Origin of the sequence: Streptomyces sp. NPDC088553 (assembly GCF_044752965.1) — a bacterium.
GTDB lineage: Bacteria > Actinomycetota > Actinomycetes > Streptomycetales > Streptomycetaceae > Streptomyces.
Genome location: NZ_JBIVMG010000006.1, coordinates 357,937 through 377,591, shown reverse-complemented (window position 1 = coordinate 377,591; position 19,655 = coordinate 357,937). Strand labels below are relative to the sequence as shown.

Sequence of the window (19,655 nt, the reverse complement as noted above, 5' to 3'; positions counted from 1 at the left end):
GGATCTTCCCGGACCCGGCCCGCGGGCGTGAGTCCGCGCGCGTGAGTCCGCGCGCGTGAGCCCCCGGCAGAATCCTTTTTCTCTTCCCGTGCGGCATTCGGGTGATATTCAGCATCCGCTGAGTTTCGCCACCCCTAAGATCCACTCTCGTGACAGAGAGTCAACGTCCTTTATCCGCGCCGGACATGACCCGCTCCGCCGATGTGGTCATCCTCGGCGCGGGCCCCGCCGGGCTGGTGCTCGGAAACCTCCTCCTCCGCGACGGCGTCGACTGCGTCGTCCTGGAGCGGGCGAGCCGCGAGCACGTGCAGCAGCGGGCGCGGGCCGGTTTCCTCGCCCCGCACACCGCGCGGGTCCTGGCCCGGCACGGCCTCGACGAGGGGCTGCGGAAGCGCGGGCAGGAGCACGCCGTCTGCGAGTTCCGCACCGAGGACGGACGGTTCCGCCTCGACTACGGCCGGCTGGGCAAGGGCGAGCCGCACACCGTCTATCCGCAGCACGACCTGGTCACCGATCTCGTCCGGCTCTTCCTCGGGGCCGGCGGACGGATCCGCTTCGACACCGAGGCCGTCGACGTGACCGGCCTCGACGGGCCGCGCCCCTCGGTGGCCGTGCGGGAGCCGGACGGCCGTACCGCGCACTGGCGGGCGCGGTACGTCGCCGCCTGCGACGGACGGTACGGAGCGGGGCGCCGCGCGCTGCCGCCCGGCGCGGTACGGCACCACCACCGCGACCACGGGGTCTCTTGGCTCGGACTCCTCGCGGAGGCGCCCCCGAGCCTCGACGCCGTCGGATACGCCACGCACGCCCGGGGATTCGCCGGCCACATGGCGCGCTCCCCCGAGGTCACCCGGTACTACCTCCAGTGCCCGCGCGGCACCGTGCCGGACGACTGGCCCGACGAGCGGGTGTGGGACGAGCTCGGCCTGCGGATGCGGGCCGACGAGTTCGGGCCGCTGAGGCGGGGGAGCATCCTGCAGCGGACGGTGGTCGACTTCGAGTCCGACGTCCTCGAACCGCTGCGCCACGGACCGCTGTTCCTCGTCGGTGACGCCGCGAGCCTGCTCAGCCCCTCGGCCGCGAAGGGGGCCAACCTCGCCGTCCTTGAGGCCGACCTCCTCGCCCGCGCCCTCGCCGACGACCTCCTGCACGGGGACTCCGGGGGACTCGACGCGTACTCGGCGCGGTGCCTCGCCCACATCTGGCGCGCCCAGGAGTTCTCGCACTGGATGATCCAGCTCCTCCACCGCGTGCCCGGCCCCGACGGCGGCACCTCCCCCTTCCAGGAGGGGCTGCGGCGTGCCCGGATGGACGCGCTGCGGAACTCCCGTACCCAACAGGAATGGTTCGCCGAGAACTACGTCGGCGTCTGACCGTCCGCCCTCCCTCTCTCCTCTCTCCCTGCCTGCCTCCCTCCTTCCTTCCGTACGGCCGTGGAGAGCCCGGTCCCGCCCCAGGGGCCGTGGCTCCGCCCTCCCCTGCCCGCATTCCGCCGTCCCTTCCCCTCCCCGAAGGAACCCCCGCGATGACGACCACCACCACCCCGGCCTCCACCGACGTCGAGCGTCTGCGCGCCGCCGCCGATTTCGTACGGGAGCAGGAGACGCCCGACCTGTTGGCGCGCGTCCTGCCCGGACTCGACGGCCCCGAGCTGCGGGCGATGACCGAACGCTGCCGGTTCGCGCACGCCGCGCTGCTTGTCTTCCCGCCCGGCGAACGAGCCCTCCGGGCGGAGCTGGCCGCCGCCGGACTGTCCCCGGACGGCGAGGCGCGGCCGAGCGTGGTGGTGCGGGAGCGGCTGGCGGCACGGCACGGGCTGGGGTACGCGGGGGAGCTGGACGTCCGGATCCTCCGCCCGGCGGTGTACGGGCCGGGCGGCGAGGGGCGTGCGGTGGAGGTGTTCGCGCTGACGGCCCCGACAGGATCGGCGGGATCGGCGGCGACGATCGCCGCCGAGGAGCGGGCCGCGGACCGGGAGGCGCATCTGGCCTTCGACGTCGAGCGGCCCGACCCCCTGGTGCTGCGCGGGCTGCGCGCCGGCTTCCTGCGGCACGGCGCGGCGCCGGACGGCGGCGGTTACAACCCGCACGAGGACGGGACCGTCTTCTACTTCGCCGCGCCCGACGAGACGAAGACGCCCTACCGGCGAGTGGAGCTGTACGCGCGCGGTGACCACCGGGACGTCCTGGCCGAGCACCTCGACGAGCGGCGAACCGCGCATCCGGCGGAAACGCTCCTTCGCCTGCTGACCGGCGCCTGGACGACGCAGGCCCTTGCGGCGTGCGCGGAGCTGCGGCTGCCGGAGGCGATGAGCCCGTCCACCGCGCGCGGGGCCGAGGAGCTGGCACCGGTGGTGGGGGCCCGGCCGGAGAACCTGGCGACGCTGCTCCGGTACCTCGCCATGGTGGGTGTCGTGGCCGAGGAGCCCGGCGCGCGCGGCACGTTCCGGCTGACGGAGGCGGGGCTGCTGCTGCGCGAGGACGCGGAGGGGTCGGTGCGGTCGCTGGCCCTGATGTACGGGGGGCCGTTCTACGAGTCCTTCGCCCGGCTCACGCACACCGTGCGGACGGGAGAGCCGGGGTTCGAGGACCGGTACGGCGAGAACCACTTCGACCACTTCGCCCACGACCCCGAGCTCGCCGCCCGGTTCGACCGGTCCATGACGGCGAGCGCCCCGATGTTCGACCCGCTGCCGCGGCACCCTGTCGTCACGGCGGCGGCCGCCGCCCCCGGCGGCCGTACCGTCGTGGACATCGCCGGAGGCACCGGAGAACTCCTCGGGCGTCTCCTCACCGCGCACCCCACTCTGCGCGGGGTCCTCCTCGAACGCGCCCACGTGGTCGAGGCGGCCCGCGCCCGGCTCGGCACCGTGGCGGAGCGGTGCGCCTTCCTGACCGGCGACTTCGCGGACGTACCGGCGGACGGGGACGTGTACGTGCTCTCCCGGGTCCTGCACGACTGGGACGACGAGCGGTGCCGGGCGATCCTGCGCCACTGCGCGGCCGCGATGCCGCCGGAGGCCGACCTCCTGATCGTGGAGCGCCTCCTGCCCGTGGACCCCTCGCCTTCGCTGGCGACGGCGTGGGACCTCCACATGATGTGCAACACGGGAGGGCGGGAGCGCACGGCCGCCGCGTACGCCCGGCTGCTCGCCGACGCCGGACTCGCCCTCGTCGGCCACAGCCCGCTGCCGCTGGAGGCCCACGTGCTGCACGCCCGTCGGCGGTAGGGGCGGCTCAGGGAGCGAAGGGGCCGGCGGGAGACGCGGCGGGGGAAACGGCGGAGGTGGCGGTGACCGGCAGGGTCACCGTCACCACCAGGCCGCCGCCCTCCCCCGCGCCCCGGGCCACCGCCCGCACCCGCCCTCCGTGCGCCTCCGCGATCGACCGCACGATGGACAGGCCGAGCCCCGCGCCCGGCCCCATCCGGTCCCGCCCCTCGCCGCGCCGGAAGGGTTCGAAGAGCCCGGCCACCTCGTCGGGCGGGACGACCGGTCCCGTGTTGGTCACCGTGAGCACCCCTCCCTCGGCCCGTACGTCGACCGTGCCGTCCGGCACGTTGTAGGCGACCGCGTTCGCGACGAGATTCCGTACGAGCTGCCCGAGCAGCACCCGGCTGCCCCGTACGACACCGCCGCCGGCCACCACGGACGCGTCCGCCCACTCCTCCTCCGCGAGCTCCCCGAGCCGCACGTCCTCGCGTTCGGCGAGCCCCCGCTCGCTGCGGGCGAGCAGCAGCAGACCGTCGATGAGGCGTTCGCTGCGACGGTTGGCGTCGAGGAGCACCTGCCGTACGTCGCAGTCGTCGTCGAGACCGACCTGGATCGCGACGCGCTGGGTGGCGAGCGGGGTGCGGAGCTCGTGGGAGGCGTTGGCGATGAACCGGCGCTGGCTGTCGAAGGCGGTCTCCAGGCGGCCGAGCAGCGCGTCGATGGTGTCGCCGAGTTCCTTGAGCTCGTCATCGGGTCCGGTGACGGCGATCCGGTCGTGCAGGTTGCGTTCGGAGAGGCGGGCGGCGCGGGCGGTCATCTCGTGCACGGGCCGGAGCACGCGGCCGGCGATCCACCACCCCACGACGACGGCGCAGCAGGCCATGACGAGCAGGGCGAGGCTCGACCACATGAGCATCTGCTCGCCGGCGGCGCGGCTGATGTCGTCCCCCAGCTCGTACGCCTCGACGACGGCGACCCCGTTCGCCGCCGCCCCGGTCCCGGTCACGGCCCCGTTGGCGCGTGCCACGATCGCGTCGGTCTCGTCGTCCGTCCCGGCGAGGACGAGCAGGTTCACGACGAGCAGCAGCACCGTGCCGAGGACCAGGAAGACACCCCCGTACACGAGCGCGATCCGCGTCCGGATGGTGGAGCCGGACCCCAGGTAGCCCGCGTCGCCGCCCGGCCTCACAGCTGGTACCCCACGCCCTGCACCGTCCTGATCAGCGCCGGCTCGCCGAGCTTCGCGCGCAGCTTGCTCATGCAGACGCGTACGGCACCGGTGAAGGGGTCGGCGTGGGCGTCCCAGGCGCGGTCGAGGAGCTCCTCGGCGGAGACGGCGGCCCCGTCGCCCTCCAGGAGGATCTGGAGGACGGAGAACTCCTTGGGGGAGAGGTCAAGGTCCCGCCCGTCGCGGGTGGCGGTCCGCCGCACGGTGTCCATGCGGAGCCCGTACCGCTCCAGGAGCGGAGGCAGGGGCGCGCGGGCGGAGCGGCGCCGCAGGGCGCGGACCCGGGAGACCAGCTCGGGGAACTCGAAGGGCTTGCCGAGGTAGTCGTCGGCGCCCAGGTCGAGGCCGGTGACGCGGTCCTCGGTGGCGGTCGCGGCGGTCAGCATGAGGATGCGGGTCGGGGAGCCCTCGGCGACGAGGCGGCGGGCGACGTCGTCGCCATGGACGCGCGGCAGGTCGCGGTCGAGGACGAGGACGTCGTACGGGTGGAGCCCGAGGTGGTCGAGGGCGGCGTCGCCGCTGTGGACGGTGTCGACGGCGAAGCCGGCGCGCCGCAGTCCGGTGGCGACGAGCTCGGCGAGGGGGCGTTCGTCCTCGGCTACCAGTACACGCATGACCTCCATCCTCCTCGTGCCCGGCCCGTCGCCCGCCCCCGGGTTTATCGATGTGAGTGGATCTTCGTACGACCGTTAGGATTTCGACCATGGCGGCCACTGGATCCGAGAAGCAGGGGGCGAAGGCGTTCTACGTCACGACCCCCATTTACTACGTCAACGACGCTCCTCACCTGGGCCACGCCTATACGACCGTCGCAGGCGACGTGCTCACGCGCTGGCACCGTCAGCGCGGCGAGAAGGTGTGGTACCTCACCGGCACGGACGAGCACGGTCAGAAGATCATGCGCACGGCCGAGGCGAACAACGTCACGCCCCAGGCCTGGTGCGACAAGCTCGTCGAGGAGGCCTGGAAGCCCCTCTGGGAGCACCTGAACATCGCGAACGACGACTTCATCCGCACCACGCAGAAGCGTCACACGGACCGCGTCCAGGAGTTCGTGCAGGACCTGTACGACAAGGACGAGATCTACAAGGGCGGCTACGAGGGCCCGTACTGCGTGGGCTGTGAGGAGTACAAGCTCCCCGGCGACCTCATCGAGGCCGAGGACGGCACGAAGCTGTGCGCCGTCCACAAGAAGCCGGTGGAGATCCTCAAGGAGGAGAACTACTTCTTCAAGCTGAGCGAGTACGGCCCGAAGCTCCTGGAGTTCTACGAGGCGAACCCGGGCTTCATCCAGCCGGAGTCGGCCCGCAACGAGGTCGTGAACTTCGTCAAGCAGGGCCTGGAGGACCTCTCCATCTCGCGCTCGACGTTCGACTGGGGCGTCCCGGTGCCGTGGGACGAGAAGCACGTCATCTACGTGTGGATCGACGCGCTGCTCAACTACGCGACGGCCGTCGGCTACAACGAGAACCCGGCGAAGTTCGACGAGACCTTCCCCGCGAACGTCCACCTCATCGGCAAGGACATCCTGCGCTTCCACGCGGTGATCTGGCCGGCGATGCTGATGGCGCAGGGTCTGCCGGTCCCGGGCCGGGTCGCGGCCAACGGCTGGCTGATGGTCGGCGGCGAGAAGATGTCGAAGTCGAACCTGACCGGCATCAAGCCGCAGGACCTGACCTCGCACTTCGGCGTGGACGCGTACCGCTGGTACTTCCTGCGGGCGATCGCGTTCGGCCAGGACGGCTCGTTCTCGTGGGAGGACTTCTCCGCCCGCTACACGTCCGAGCTGGCGAACGACTACGGCAACCTGGCGTCCCGCGTCGCGGCCATGGTCGGCAAGTACTTCGACGGCGCGCTGCCGGCCTCGACCGCCGACGGCGACGCGGAGAAGGCGATCCACGAGGGCCTGGCCAAGGCCGTCGCGACGGCCGACGCGAAGATCGGCGAGGAGCTGGACTTCCAGGCCGGCATCCTGGCGATCTTCGACTTCGTGAAGCAGGTCAACGGCTACATCACGGAGCAGGAGCCGTGGAAGGTCGCGAAGGACGAGTCGGAGGAGGGCCGGGCCCGCCTGGCGACGATCCTCTACACGGCCGCCGAGTCGCTCCGCGCCGTCGCCGTCCTGCTGAACCCGATCATGCCGGAGACCTCGCAGGCGCTCTGGGAGTCCCTGGGCGCCGAGGCGTCCCTGGGCGCCCTGGCCGCCCAGCCGGTCCAGTCCTCCGCCACGTGGGGCCAGCTCCCCGCGGGCGCGACGGTGACGAAGGGCGCGGTGCTGTTCCCGCGCCTGGAGGAGCCGAAGAAGGACTGACGTCCGCACGGCACGTCGTACGGCGAAAGGCCGCCGCCCCCTCTCCGGGGGCGGCGGCCTTCGTCGTCGCGGGTGGCTCAGACGATCACGAGGACGGCGACGGCGGGCGCCATGTAGATCAGCGGGAAGGGCACGTGGCCGTAGGAGCGGGCGCGGAGCACGGTGATCACGGCCCCGGCGAAGTACAGGACCAGCCCGATCGCGGCGAGGGTCCCGACGACGGGCACGAAGAACCCCACGACCAGCCCCACCGCCCCGGCGGCCTTGGCGGCGCCGAGCCAGTTCCACCAGGCCTGGGGAACGCCGTACTGGGCGAGGGGCTCGACGACGAACTTCGCCCGGAAGAAGATCGAGGCCCCGGAGAACCCGGCCATGAAGGCGGCGACGGCGGTGACGACGACAGCGGTGGTGGACATCTCGGTGAACATCGCGACGGCTCCTTCAGCCTCTCCGTATCCGCCTCGACCGAGCCGGACACAGCACTGACGGAGCCCGGCCGGGAAGTGTGACGGCCCGCGCGAAGAACTCTTCGCACCGGTGGGTGACGGAGCGGGCGTGGCGGGATCAGCCGGCCGTCGCGTACGAGACGAAGCCCGCCCAGGCACCGGGCAGGAACGCGAGCTGCGGGCCGTCGTGGCACTTGGAGTCGCGGACGTGGACGGTGGCGGGGGTGGTGGCGACCTCGATGCAGGAGTCACCCTCGCTGCTGCTGCTGTAGCTGCTCTTGAACCAAGCCAGTTCGGAGGCGTCCCCAGCAGAGGTGTTGCGGATCATGTCTCTCCCAGCAGTTGCTCAATGAAGGCGGTCGACTCACGTGGAGTGAGGGCCTGAGCCCGGATGATGCCATACCGCAACTCCAGGATATGGAGCTGTTTCGGCTCGGTCACGGGCCGCCCATTGGCCACGGCTGCCGAGCGTCCCACAGCCGATCCGTCCTCGAATTTCAACACCTCGATACCACCAGCGAGTCCGGCGTGCTCCTCGCGGTCCAGCGGCATCACCTGAAGCTCGACGTTCCGCAACTGCCCCACCTCCAGCAGGCGCTCCAGTTGAGGACGCCGCAGACTCCGCCCGCCCAGCGGGCGGCGAAGCGTCCACTCCTCCAGAACGAAGCTGATCTCCGGGGCCGGGTCCCGCTGGAAGATGCTCTGCCGCGCCATCCGACCGGCTGCCATCCGCTCGACCTCGTCCTGCGTGTACGCCGGCCGCCTCATCATCAGCAGCCCACGCGCGTACTCCGGCGTCTGCAAGAGGCCGTGGATGTTGAGCGGGTCATAGAGCTGAATCTCGACCGCCTTGCCCTCCATCTTCGCCAACGCCCGCACCTTCTTCGGGTACCGGACCTTCGCCACGTCCTCCTTCATGGCCGAGAGCAGACCACCCGCCCCCAGCACCTCGTCCGCCTTGTCCAGGAACTCGGGGCGCGGGATCCGCTTGCCGCTCTCGATCTTGTAGATGAGGTCCTCGCCGTAGCCGGTGGCCGTCCCCAGCTCGGCGGCCCGCATCCCCACCGCCTCCCTCCGGAGCCTCAACTGCCGCCCCACGGTGGCGACCACGGCCACGCCCCAGTCGTCGTCCGGGTCGACCTCCCACCCCGGTTCGTCCGCCTCGGTCTTGAGCCGCTGTGCCGCACCATCCACCGACATACCGCACCCTTCCCTCGCCCCTTCGTGGCGCGACGCCCCTACCCGTGAAGAGGGTCCGGACAGCCCGGACAGCAGTGGACAAGCTCCGGACAACGGCTCTACGCATCGACGTCGTCACTGTTCACGGTAGTCAGGAGCAGCCACGCTCGGTGACGTGAATCAGCAGAACGTGACGCAAGTCCACGCGCCCGCACGCCACTTCAGCGTGCTCCTGTCCCCCACGCCCCGAGGGGCCCGGCTCGCCCGGCTGCTCGCCGTCGCGTGGATGCGGGACCTCGACGTCCCGTACGGGCCGACGGAGTCGGCGACCCAGGTCGTCGCCGAACTCGCCGCGAACGCCGCGACGCACGGACGGGTCGCCGGCCGGAGCTTCCGGCTGGCCCTGCTGTCGCGACCGGACACGCTACGGATCGAGGTGACGGACACGCGGGGCGAGGATCTCCCACGCGCCCGACCTCACCACCCCGAGAGCGACTCGGGACGAGGACTGCTCCTGGTCGAGGCGCTGGCCGACCGGTGGGGCGTCGAGCTCGGTCCGGTACCCCGGAAGACCGTCTGGGCGGAACTCGACCTGCCACGCCTTTGACCGTGTCTGACCTGCACAAAGGGCCTGGCCACCGGATCCCGTGATCTCGGTCGCCGGTCGGGTGGACGGCCTCCCAAAGAAACGACCACCGGGGGAAAGAAACCGAACCAAACCCCACCCCTCCTCCCCGTTCGGACCGGTCTCACTCGCGAGGGTGAATATGCCAACTCAGCTGGCTTTGGGGTGGGTTGCCTGATCTACGCTCTGCCCAACAGATCCGGACGCAGACATGCGTCGGCCCTCGCCGGGACGGCAATCCCAATGCGAGGGCCTGACCACCAAGGAAGAGATCGCTTCCCGATGGCTAACGAAAACCCTAGCGCGCAGGCCCTTGCCACGTCCCGCAGCGGCATGAAGAACCACCCTTCCCGGGGTACTTCCTGCGGAGTGGTGCACGAGAACACCCATCACTCCACTCACTTCACGGTCGTCGGCAACCACCTCGCGCAGCACGCGGACCTCTCGCTGACGGCGATCGGACTGGCGACGCACATCCAGTCGCTGCCGGCCGGATCGCCCGTGGACATCCGGTCGTTGGCCCGGCGCTTCCCGGAAGGCACCACACGGATCGCCGCCGCCCTGCGCGAGCTGGAGGCCCACGGCTACCTGCGCCGCACCAAGGAACGCACGGCGACCGGGCGGGTCGTGACCCGCACGGTCTCCTGCAACCGGCCGGGCCGCACGGGCGGCGGCCCCCGCCGCACGAGCGCCCCGTCGCCCCGTCCCACCAAGGGGGACGGCCCCCCTCCGAGGCCCGTGGCGGAACCTCCGCCACGACGGCGCGAGCAGCGCGAACCCCGCCGACGGGCCGCCCTCCCGGCCGTACCGGAGCCCGTGTACCCGACGCCGGATCTCGTCCGGACGGCGATCGGCGTCCTCTCCGGTCTCCGCCGCACCGATCCGCGGCTGCTGATCTCCGCGACGGACGCCGAGCACCTCGTCCCGGGCCTCGCCGCCTGGCTCGAACGCGACCTCACCCCCGAGGACGTGCACCGCGCGCTGACCACCGCCCTGCCACCGGAGCCCCTGCACCGGCCTGCGGCCCTGCTGGCCCACCGCCTGGCGGCCCAACTCCCGCCCCTGCCACCGTTCCGCGCGGAGAGACCGTCGGCGAGACACCCGCTCCAGAACTGCGACACCTGCGACCGCGCGTACCGCTCCCCCGAACCGGGCAAATGCGGCGACTGCCGTAGCTGACCACCGCCGACCCCACTCCGTCCCGAGAACGTCGCCGACCCGATCATCGAATTCACCGCACAGGGGCTGAGCAAGCGCCCGGCCCAGGACCTCTGGAGGACGCTGGTGGCTGTGGACCTCTCCTTCTACAAGTCGTGCCTCTCGGAGGAGATCCGAGACGAGGGCCGAGCCGAGGGCCGCGCCGAGGGACGGGCCCAGGCCAGTGCCGACGCCATACTGCTGGTCCTGGAGCAGCGCGGTATCGCCGTGACCGACGGCGTCCGCGACCGCGTCACCGGCTGCTACGACCCCGAGACGCTGCGCGCCTGGCTGATGCGCGCCGTCACGGCGGACTCGGCCGAGGAGATCTTCGCGGACGAGTAGACCGGCGACTACGCATCCGGTTCGGACGAGACCGAATCGAACGCAAGCTCGTTGCTCATGTGAACGAGCGCATGGCAGCATGCGTGGGTGAATGACAACGGGGGCGGGGGACCGAAGTCCCACCAGGTTTCAAGACTGTCGGAGTTGGCGGAAGCGCACGTCGAAGTGGCGCGGCCGGACCTGGAGACGACTTCGGAGGACCGGGCCGCACGGGCCGTGCCGCATCCGGAGCCGGCCGACGGGGTCGTCGAGGCACGGCGCCGGTTTGCGCGGTTGCTCGGCGAATTCCGGCGTACGGCCGTGCTGGTGCCGTTCGACGACCAGGACAGTCTGTGGACCGCGGACTTCAACGGGGTGCGGTGGATCTGCGCGTTCTCGGACGAGGAGGCGCTGGGCAGGTTCGCGGCGGCCCGGGGAGACGCCGGGCGGGATTGGACGTACCGCACGATCCTGGGCGCGCGGCTCCTCGACGTGATGGTGCCGATGCTGCCCGGCCCCGGCGGGGTCGCGCTGGACGCGGGCAGTGAAGACGGAATGGTCTTCCCGCCGGTGGCGGGCATCGTCCCGGACGAGGCGGCGGTGGACCTGGAGGACACGGTGGATCTCGGGGGAACGGGGACGCGATGAGTGGGAACACGCCTGACCTGGCGGCGCCGGCGGCGGCGCTGACGGAGATAGCGAAGGGCATCGACCTGGCGCACGCCGAGCTGAAGGAGCTCGGCATGATCGGGGAGGCGTCGACGGGCCGCGGCTTCTCCGATCTGGCCCTGTCCGGACTGGAGTTGGGGCACGGCGGCCTGACGTCGGAGTTCGACACCTTCTGCAGCCGGTGGGAGTGGGGCGTACGCGCGCTCACCCTGCGGGGGAACGGCTTCGCGCAGGCGGTCGGCCTGTCGGCCGGCTCGTTCGCGGAGCAGGAGCAGTACATCAAGGACTCGATCAAGATCGGTGTGAACTCCCTCAACGGGAACCCGCACCTGTCCGAGGACGAGGTCAAGCAGAAGAGCTGGGACAGCATCCGCGACCAGCACATGTGGGACGGCGCGGACTGGAGCGGGGAGTCCTTCAGCGACGCTCACGACGAGGTCAAGCAGACCTGGAAGAACACCGGTTACGACGTCATGGACGCACAGCTGGACTCGATGGAGCGCAGCGGAATGATCGACCCCGCGGTGCGTGACCGCCTGGACGGGCGGCTCAAGGAGGACCTCGACCCCGACCAGGCGACCGTCGAGCAGGCCGAACAGCCGCGCTGGGGGGAGAACCGCTGATGGTGGACTGGGGAGGTCTGGTCGACAAGGGCATCGACAAGATCGGTGACGGCATCGACAAGGGCAAGGAGCTCGTCGGTGAGGGCGTCGACTATGTGACCGACAAGGCCGGCCAGGGCCTGGACAAGATCGGTGCGCACGATATCGCGGACTCGGTCGAGGACTGGGGCGACGAGACCGCGTCCTCGCTCGGCGCGCAGGTCGGGGAGCAGCAGCTCGGGCAGACCGAGGAAGCGAACGAGCTGATCCACGGGAAGCCGGAGAAGATCGCCGAGGCGGTGAAGAACCTCCGGGACTTCCAGAAGGCATTCGACCTGGTCGGCAGCGGCATGCGGAAGCTGGACTCGGGTCACTGGAAGGGCGAGGCGGCCGACGCGTTCCGGGAGAAGTTCTCGACGCTGCCGACGGACTGGCTGCACGCGGCGGACGCGATGGAGAACGCGGCCAAGGCCCTGGAGACGTACTCCAAGGCGGTCGTGAGCGCACAGGGCAAAGCGCGCGAGGCGATCGCCCTGTATAAGGAGGGCGACGGGGACTCCAAGGCGGCGGTCGCCACGTACAACAAGAAGGTCGACGCCTACAACGCGGCGCGCACCGGGGACAGTCCGCTGCCGGACCCCGGGCCCTTCTCCGACCCCGGCAAGGCCAAGCGGCAGCGGGCCAAGGAGATCCTGAGCGACGCGCGGAAGGCCCGCGACGAGGCCGGGGACACCGCGAAGGCTGCCGTCGGCGCCGCCCTCGCGCACGCGCCGAAGGAACCGACGGGCCGCGAGCGGGCCAAGCTGGAGCTGATGGACTACGGCCTGGGGCAGGGCATCGAACTGGCCCACTTCGGCGGTGGCATCGTCAAGGGCACGGCAGGCCTGCTCAACTTCGTCCGCTCGGTCAACCCGGTGGACCCGTACAACCTGACCCACCCGGCGGAGTACTACAAGGGCGTCAACATGACGCTCGCCGGCCTGGTGTCCACGGCGGCGAACCCGGACCGGGCGCTGAAGAACGCCTGGGACGCGGCGAAGGGCGACCCGTCGGAGTTCTTCGGGCGGCTGGTGCCGGAACTGCTGGGCACGAAGGGCGCGGGAGCCCTCCGCAGCGGACTGCGCGCCGGGCTGAACGGCACCAAGCACCTGCCCGGCGGAAAGAAGCCGCCCGGCGGACGCGGAGACCACGAGAAGAACCCGGACAACAACAGCAATCAGTGCCGCAAGAACGTATGCGACGGCGACCCGGTGGACATGGCATCCGGCCGTGTTCTGTTGCCGCAGTTGGACATCGCCCTCCCCGGCTCGCTTCCGCTCGTCTTTCAGCGCACCTTCGACTCCTCGCGCCGCTCGGGACGTTGGTTCGGCCCCACGTGGTCATCGACGGTGGACCAGCGCCTTGAGATCGACTCGGAGGGCGTGGTCTTCAGCTGTGACGAAGGCAGCCTGCTCGCCTATCCGCACCCGGCCCCCGGTGTCCCGGTCATGCCGACCCACGGCAGGCAGTGGCCGCTGGACCGGGTCGAGGACGGCTACACGATCACCGACCCCGACACCGGAACGGTCCGGCACTTCGTCGACCACACCGACGAACTCGCGCTCCTGGCCCAGATCGACGACCGCAACCGCCGCTGGATCGCCTTCGAGCACGACGAGGCGGGCGCCCCGACGGCGATCGTCCACCACGGCGGCTACCACCTGAGGCTCACCACCAGCGAAGGCCGCATGACCGCCCTCCACCTCGTAGGAGCGGCGGCGGACGGGTCCGACCAGGAGATCCTTCGCTACGGCTACGTCGACGGGCATCTGACCGAGGTCACCAACTCTTCCGGGCGCCCGACGCGCTTCGGCTGCGACGAACACGGCCGCATCACCTCGTGGACCGACACCAATGGAAGCCGCTTCGACTACGTCTACGACGACCGGGACCGCTGCACCTACCAGTCCGGAACCAACGGACACATCGAAGCGCGTTTCGCCTGGGACGACACGGATCTCGAGACCGGCCTGAGGACGACCTCCATCACCGACGGCCGGGGACACACGAAGAGGTTCGTCGTCGATGAACACTCCAGGGTCGTCGCGGAGATCGATCCCCTGGGGGCAGTCACCCGCTTCGCGTACGACCGTCACAACCGCCTGCTCTCCCGAACAGACCCGCTCGGCCACACCGCCCGGTCCGTCTACGACGAGGCGGGCCGGCTGACCGAGGTGATCCGCCCGGACGGTCGCAGCGTCCACGTCGAACACGACAGGCTCGGACTACCCGTTCGCATCCGGTACGCGGACGGAACCGTCGTGCGGCAGACCTACGACGAGCATGGCAACCGCACCTCGCACACGGACGTCTCCGGCGTGACGACTCGCTTCGTCCATGACGAGGCCGGACACCTCGCCTCGGTGATCGATCCGCTCGGGAACACCGTGCACGTGGAATGTGACCGGGCCGGACTGCCGGTGGCGATCACCGATCCGCTCGGCGCCGTCACTCGATACGAGCGGGACGCCTTCGGCCGTCCTGTGGCGATCACCGATTCACTCGGAGCCGTGACCCGGGTGGAGTGGACCGTGGAAAGCCAGGCGGCCCTGATGGTGGAGGCCGACGGCAGTCGCCAGACATGGACGTACGACGGCGAGGGCAACGTGCTTTCGCACACCGATGCCATAGGCGGGACCACACACTTCGAGTACACGGACTTCGACCTCCTGACGGCGCGGACCGGCCCTGACGGCGAACGGCACGAGTTCCAGCACGACTCCCAGCTCCGGTTGACACGGGTCGTCAGCCCTCTGGGACTGACCTGGGACTACGAGTACGACCCCGGGGGTCGGCTGGTGTCGGAGACCGACTTCGACGGACGCACTCTCCGCTACGCCTTCGACGCCGCCGGACGTCTGACCGCCCGCACCAACGCTCTCGGGCAGGTGATCACGTACGAGCGGGACAGCATGGGCCACGTGGTCCACAAGGACAGCGACGGCAGCGTCACCACGTATGACTACGACGTCTTCGACGAGCTCGCGGTGGCCACCGGACCCGATGCCACGCTGGTGCGCGTCCGCGACCGGTACGGGCGCCTGCGGTCGGAGACGGTGAACGGGCGGAAGCTGTCCTTCGATCTCGACCGTCTCGGCCGTCGCACCGGCAGGACCACCCCGACCGGGGCCGTCAGCACGTGGGGGTACGACGCGGCCGGCAGCCTCCTGGAGCTGACCGTCTCCGGCCGTACGATCGGTTTCCACCGCGACGCGGAAGGCAGGGAGCTTGAGCGTCACATCGGGGATCACGTGAGCCTGGCCAACACCTTCGACACGGTCGGCCAGCTCATCGACCAGCGGGTGACGGGTCGTGGCAACGACATCCAGCGCCGCTCCTACACCTACCGCGCGGACGGCCACGTCGTCGGAATCCAGGACCGCCTCTCCGGCAGCCGCCGCTTCGACCTCGACGCGATGGGCCGTATCACCGCCGTCCACGCCGTGGGTTGGTCCGAGACGTACGCCTACGACGCGGCAGGGAACCAGGCCACCGCCTCCTGGCCGGCCGCTCACCCCGGGCAGGAAGCCACCGGAGCGCGGGCCTACACGGGCACGCGCATCGACCGGGCAGGGAAGGTCCGGTACGAGCACGACGCGCAGGGCCGCACCGTACTCCGGCAGAGGGCCCGTCTGTCACGCAAGCCCGACACCTGGCGCTACACGTGGGACGCGGAAGACCGGGTCACCTCGGTCGTCACGCCGGACGACACAGTATGGCGCTACCTGTACGACCCGCTCGGCCGCCGCATCGCCAAGCAACGCCTTGCCGAAGACGGCCGCACCGTGGCGGAGGAGGTCACGTTCACCTGGGACGGGACAACGCTGTGCGAGCAGACCAGCAGCGGGGAGTCGTTCCCTAGTCCCGTCGCCGTCACCTGGGACTACGACGGTCTGCGTCCGCTCACCCAGACAGAGCGACGGCTGGCCGCCGACGAAGCTTCCCGCGAAGATGTGGACGAGCGCTTCTACGCGATCGTCACCGACCTCGTCGGCGCCCCGACCGAACTCGTCGACGAAGCGGGAGAGCTGGCCTGGCGAACCCGTGCCACCGTGTGGGGCGCGACTGCCTGGGCTGCCGCGAGCACGACCTATACCCCCCTTCGGTTCCCGGGCCAGTACTACGACCCGGAGAGCGGTCTGCATTACAACTTCCATCGCCAGTACGATCCCGAGACGGCCCGCTACCTGAGCACCGACCCTCTCGGGCTCGACCCCGCGCCGAACCCGGTCGCGTACGTGGACAACCCGCATACAGCGTCCGACCCACTCGGCCTCAAGGCCTGCAAGATACGAGTCTCCCCGATGGCCTCCGACTGGGCGACCAAGGGCGCCCACGTGCACATTCCGCAGAAGAAGGGTGCGGAGCACGAGGTGCGCATCTACGTGGACGACAAGGGCAACCTGGCTGCCGACCCCATTCGGCTGAGTACGGGCCTGGCCTCGGAGAAGAGTGTGCGGGCGGCTCTGGACGCGGTGAACAACGACCCGGCTCTCCGTGCCGACCTCTTGGCGAAGAGCAAAGCTGCCAAGGCCGAAATGGACGACCACAACTGGGGCAACAAGCAGAACCGCTCCGCCGAGATGCAAGCACTGATCGACAAACTGGAGAACTGGCCGTGACCGGCGTTGAATTCCTCGCCTCCTTCCTCACTACCGGAGAGCTGCATGGCCTCCGCATCGGCTCGACACTCGAAGAGGTCGACCGGACCATCCACCATCCCTTCGTCGATGTCGTCGGCGAGGAGAGGGAATGGCTCCGGCGGGACTACGGGCTCGTCGAGTTCGCCTTCAATCCAGAGCCGGAGTGGGTCATGGCCACCGCTTCGATCCAGTTGCACCGCCTCGCGTCGGACGACGAGCTGGCTCAGACCTGGGCACGGAGCACGGGTGTCGAGTTCTCCCGGTACACCTCCTGGAAGGAATTGCACGACGAACTCTCCCGTACGCACGGCGTCCCGGAGCTGAAGATCACCGATCAGGGCGGAATCCTCCAGTACCGGGCCGCGTCGTCGAATGTCTCCGTCCTCGTCGTGGACGGGGAGGACGAGGAGCGCGGCTACCGCGTCGGCAATGGCGACGTGTGGAGCCTCGATCTGTGGGCGCCGTTCCGGGCGGGCTGACAACCGCCCGGTACCCGATGCCCCTCCCCGAACCGGAGTGGGTCGCAGGTCTGCGAGTCCTTGATGTCGAGGGGCTTTCCGGCGAACTCGGCGACTAAGTTTGGGACATTCGGGAGGACTAGGCGCTTCGACCGAGAGGCCTGGGGTCCGAGGCTCCCGGGCCCCTCCCTCCAGGTCCGTCCACGATCTCGGAGACAGGATCCTGACCATGGCCAATGCCCTCACACGTCTACTTGAGATCTCCCCGGCGCCGGGCGAGCCACGGCGCAAGAACTGGGACGAGGTGGAGTACCTGCTCGGGGTCCGGCTTCCCGCCGACTACAAGGAGCTCATTCGCGTCTACGGGGGAGGCAACTGGGACGAATACCTGTACGTCCTGGAGCCCGGCTGCCCCAACGAGAGCTATGACCTCGTCACATGGGCGGTGCAGCAGGCCGAAGACCTGGAAGGCCTGTGGGAGTTCGAGAAGAAGCCGGCGGAACTGGCGGTCGGCGGGGCCCGGGTCGTCCCGTGGGCGACCACGGACAACGGAGAGTGCCTCTACTGGCTCGTCCGCCCCGGCTTCGACGCGGACGAGTGGACCGTCATGGTGAACGAGGCCAGGGGCGGCCGGTGGGAGCATTTCGCCGTGTCCTGTACGCAGTTCCTCGTGTCGGTTCTGGCCGGAGAGCTGCGCTCGGCCCTTCTCTCGTCCCGGTTCCCCCTCGCCACCCATGAGTTCCGCCGCATCGGTGCGGCATAGCCGAAGGGCCCGGAATCCGTGAGGATTCCGGGCCCTTCCAGTCTGCTGTCTCCTACCGCGCCGCGTCCGGGTGGACCGCGTCCGTGACGTCGACCGTCTTCTTCTCGACCGGCTTGCGGAGCTGGAGGTTCAGCTCGCGCAGGCGGGCCTCGTCCAGTTCCGTCGGGGCGCCCATCAGGAGGTCCTGGCCGTTGCCGTTGAGCGGGAAGGCGATGATCTCGCGGATGTTGGGCTCGTCCGCGAGGAGCATCACGATGCGGTCGACGCCCGGGGCGATGCCGCCGTGCGGCGGGGCGCCGTACTCGAAGGCGCGGAGCATGCCCGCGAACTCGTGCTCGACCGTCTCGCGCGAGTAGCCCGCGATCTCGAAGGCCTTGAACATGATCTCGGGCTCGTGGTTCCGGATCGCGCCCGAGGAGAGCTCGATGCCGTTGCAGACGATGTCGTACTGCCAGCCGAGGACGTCCAGCGGGTCCTGGGTCTCCAGGGCCTCAAGGCCGCCCTGCGGCATCGAGAAGGGGTTGTGCGAGAAGTCGATCTTGCCGGTCTCCTCGTCCTTCTCGTACATCGGGAAGTCGACGATCCACGCGAAGCGGAAGACGTTCTCCTCGAACTGGCCGGCGCGCTTGGCGGCCTCGACCCGGACCGGGCCCATGATCTTGGATACCTCGTCGAACTCGCCCGCGCCGAAGAAGATCGCGTGGCCGGGCTCCAGGCCGAGGCGCTCGGTGAGGACCTTGACGTTCTCCTCGGTGAGGAACTTGGCGATCGGGCCGGTGAGGGCGTTGCCCTCGCCGACGCGGACCCAGGCCAGGCCCTTCGCGCCGAGGGAGACCGCGAAGTCGCCCAGCGCGTCGAAGAACTTGCGCGGCTGGTCGCCCGTGTTCGGGACGGCGAGCGCGCGGACGTGCTTGCCGGCGAAGGCCTTGAACTCCGACGCCTCGAAGACGTCGGAGATGTCGACGAGTTCGAGGGAGGTGCGCAGGTCGGGCTTGTCGTTGCCGTACTTCAGCATCGACTCGCGGAACGGGATCCGCGGGAACGGGGAGGTGACGTGGCGGCCGCCGCCGAACTCCTCGAAGATCTCCGTCATGAGCTTCTCGATCGGCTGGAAGACGTCCTCCTGCTCGACGAAGCTCATCTCGACGTCGAGCTGGTAGAACTCGCCCGGCGAACGGTCCGCGCGGGCGTCCTCGTCGCGGAAGCAGGGCGCGATCTGGAAGTAGCGGTCGAAGCCGGAGATCATGAGCAGCTGCTTGAACTGCTGCGGCGCCTGCGGCAGCGCGTAGAACTTGCCCGGGTTCAGACGGGACGGGACGACGAAGTCGCGGGCGCCCTCGGGGGAGGTCGCGGCGAGGATCGGGGTCGCCATCTCGTTGAAGCCGAGGGCCACCATCTTGGAGCGGATGGAGGCGATGACGGCGGAGCGCAGCATGATGTTGCGGTGCATGCGCTCGCGGCGCAGGTCGAGGAAGCGGTACTCCAGGCGCCGCTCCTCGTTGACGCCGTCGTCGGCGTTGATGGTGAAGGGGATCTGCTTCGCGGCACCCAGGACCTCGACCGTGGCGGCCTCGATCTCGATCTCGCCGGTGGCGAGCTCCGGGTTGACGTTGTCCGCGCCACGCGAGACGACCTTGCCGTCGATGCGGACGACGGTCTCCTTCGTCAGCTTGTCGAGGACCTCGGCGGCGGCGGTGCCGGGCCGGGCGACGAGCTGCGTGATGCCGTAGTGGTCGCGCAGATCGATGAAGAGGATGCCGCCCAGGTCGCGCCGATTGTGCAGCCAGCCGCTCAGCCGGACGTCGGTGCCGACGTCAGAGGCGCGGAGCTCGCCGCAGGTGTGGGACCTGTACCGATGCATCGTCGTTCATCCAGTCTTCGGGATCTGTGGTCGTGGGGCGCCGCCCAGTGGCCCATGTCACAGATGTCACAGGACACGCGGGCAGACCCACCCAGAGTA

16 protein-coding genes and 1 pseudogene are annotated in these 19,655 nt (G+C 70.1%); 11 read left to right on the top strand and 6 right to left on the bottom strand.

Annotated elements, in window-relative coordinates:
* Window positions 1-185 precede the first annotated feature (185 nt).
* Together ACIP8Z_RS22315 and ACIP8Z_RS22310 are read left to right on the top strand one after the other, a co-directional pair.
* The gene (locus tag ACIP8Z_RS22315) at window positions 186-1,373 is read left to right on the top strand and encodes a 4-hydroxybenzoate 3-monooxygenase (protein WP_402085934.1); all 1,188 of its coding nucleotides are present in this window, start codon (window positions 186-188) and stop codon (window positions 1,371-1,373) included.
* Between the two features lie 152 nt (window positions 1,374-1,525).
* Window positions 1,526-3,229, top strand: coding sequence for a methyltransferase (locus ACIP8Z_RS22310; RefSeq protein WP_402085931.1), 1,704 nt, complete (start codon window positions 1,526-1,528; stop codon window positions 3,227-3,229).
* Between the two features lie 7 nt (window positions 3,230-3,236).
* On the opposite strand, the gene ACIP8Z_RS22305 is transcribed toward ACIP8Z_RS22310, so the two are convergent.
* The gene (locus ACIP8Z_RS22305) at window positions 3,237-4,400 is read right to left on the bottom strand and encodes a sensor histidine kinase (RefSeq protein WP_402085930.1); all 1,164 of its coding nucleotides are present in this window, start codon (window positions 4,398-4,400) and stop codon (window positions 3,237-3,239) included.
* Window positions 4,397-5,053 carry a response regulator transcription factor gene (locus tag ACIP8Z_RS22300; RefSeq protein WP_319315609.1) on the bottom strand — a complete coding sequence of 219 codons (657 nt, stop codon included), beginning with the start codon at window positions 5,051-5,053 and terminating at the stop codon, window positions 4,397-4,399. Before ACIP8Z_RS22300 ends, ACIP8Z_RS22305 begins: the two co-directional genes overlap by 4 nt.
* Before the next feature lie 89 nt (window positions 5,054-5,142).
* Between ACIP8Z_RS22300 and metG the strand changes: the two genes are divergently transcribed.
* Window positions 5,143-6,750, top strand: a complete 1,608-nt coding sequence (gene metG / locus ACIP8Z_RS22295; RefSeq protein WP_402085927.1) for a methionine--tRNA ligase — start codon at window positions 5,143-5,145, stop codon at window positions 6,748-6,750.
* A 77-nt stretch (window positions 6,751-6,827) separates the two neighbouring features.
* On the opposite strand, the gene ACIP8Z_RS22290 is transcribed toward metG, so the two are convergent.
* The 3 genes from ACIP8Z_RS22290 to ACIP8Z_RS22280 all read right to left on the bottom strand — a co-directional run bounded on the left by ACIP8Z_RS22290 (window position 6,828) and on the right by ACIP8Z_RS22280 (window position 8,396).
* Window positions 6,828-7,178 carry a DoxX family protein gene (locus ACIP8Z_RS22290; RefSeq protein WP_402085925.1) on the bottom strand — a complete coding sequence of 117 codons (351 nt, stop codon included), beginning with the start codon at window positions 7,176-7,178 and terminating at the stop codon, window positions 6,828-6,830.
* A 136-nt stretch (window positions 7,179-7,314) separates the two neighbouring features.
* Window positions 7,315-7,524 (bottom strand): DUF397 domain-containing protein, encoded by a 210-nt coding sequence (locus ACIP8Z_RS22285; protein WP_402085922.1) that lies wholly within the window; start codon window positions 7,522-7,524, stop codon window positions 7,315-7,317.
* Complete coding sequence (locus tag ACIP8Z_RS22280; RefSeq protein ID WP_402085920.1) at window positions 7,521-8,396, bottom strand: helix-turn-helix domain-containing protein; 876 nt, start codon at window positions 8,394-8,396, stop codon at window positions 7,521-7,523. Before ACIP8Z_RS22280 ends, ACIP8Z_RS22285 begins: the two co-directional genes overlap by 4 nt.
* A gap of 154 nt (window positions 8,397-8,550) precedes the next feature.
* On the opposite strand from ACIP8Z_RS22280, the gene ACIP8Z_RS22275 reads away from it, so the two are divergent.
* The 8 genes and pseudogenes from ACIP8Z_RS22275 to ACIP8Z_RS22240 all read left to right on the top strand — a co-directional run bounded on the left by ACIP8Z_RS22275 (window position 8,551) and on the right by ACIP8Z_RS22240 (window position 17,695).
* Window positions 8,551-8,982 carry an ATP-binding protein gene (locus tag ACIP8Z_RS22275; RefSeq protein ID WP_402085917.1) on the top strand — a complete coding sequence of 144 codons (432 nt, stop codon included), beginning with the start codon at window positions 8,551-8,553 and terminating at the stop codon, window positions 8,980-8,982.
* A 300-nt stretch (window positions 8,983-9,282) separates the two neighbouring features.
* The gene (locus ACIP8Z_RS22270; RefSeq protein ID WP_402085914.1) at window positions 9,283-10,179 is read left to right on the top strand and encodes a helix-turn-helix domain-containing protein; all 897 of its coding nucleotides are present in this window, start codon (window positions 9,283-9,285) and stop codon (window positions 10,177-10,179) included.
* 21 nt (window positions 10,180-10,200) lie between these two features.
* Window positions 10,201-10,542 (top strand): annotated as a pseudogene (locus ACIP8Z_RS22265) (hypothetical protein); the annotation flags it as partial.
* A gap of 87 nt (window positions 10,543-10,629) precedes the next feature.
* Entirely contained in the window at window positions 10,630-11,169 is a 540-nt protein-coding gene (locus ACIP8Z_RS22260) for an SseB family protein (protein ID WP_402085912.1), read from the top strand.
* Entirely contained in the window at window positions 11,166-11,813 is a 648-nt protein-coding gene (locus ACIP8Z_RS22255) for a hypothetical protein (RefSeq protein ID WP_402085909.1), read from the top strand. Before ACIP8Z_RS22260 ends, ACIP8Z_RS22255 begins: the two co-directional genes overlap by 4 nt.
* On the top strand, window positions 11,813-16,453 hold the full coding sequence (locus ACIP8Z_RS22250) for a putative T7SS-secreted protein (RefSeq protein WP_402085906.1): 4,641 nt from the start codon (window positions 11,813-11,815) through the stop codon (window positions 16,451-16,453). The genes ACIP8Z_RS22255 and ACIP8Z_RS22250 overlap by 1 nt, the downstream gene beginning before the upstream one ends.
* Window positions 16,450-16,953 carry a hypothetical protein gene (locus ACIP8Z_RS22245; protein ID WP_402085904.1) on the top strand — a complete coding sequence of 168 codons (504 nt, stop codon included), beginning with the start codon at window positions 16,450-16,452 and terminating at the stop codon, window positions 16,951-16,953. The genes ACIP8Z_RS22250 and ACIP8Z_RS22245 overlap by 4 nt, the downstream gene beginning before the upstream one ends.
* Before the next feature lie 208 nt (window positions 16,954-17,161).
* Window positions 17,162-17,695, top strand: a complete 534-nt coding sequence (locus tag ACIP8Z_RS22240; protein ID WP_402085901.1) for an SMI1/KNR4 family protein — start codon at window positions 17,162-17,164, stop codon at window positions 17,693-17,695.
* 52 nt (window positions 17,696-17,747) lie between these two features.
* On the opposite strand, the gene aspS is transcribed toward ACIP8Z_RS22240, so the two are convergent.
* A complete protein-coding gene (gene aspS, locus ACIP8Z_RS22235; RefSeq protein ID WP_402085898.1) occupies window positions 17,748-19,556 on the bottom strand; it encodes an aspartate--tRNA ligase in 1,809 nt (602 codons plus the stop codon).
* Window positions 19,557-19,655 lie beyond the last annotated feature (99 nt).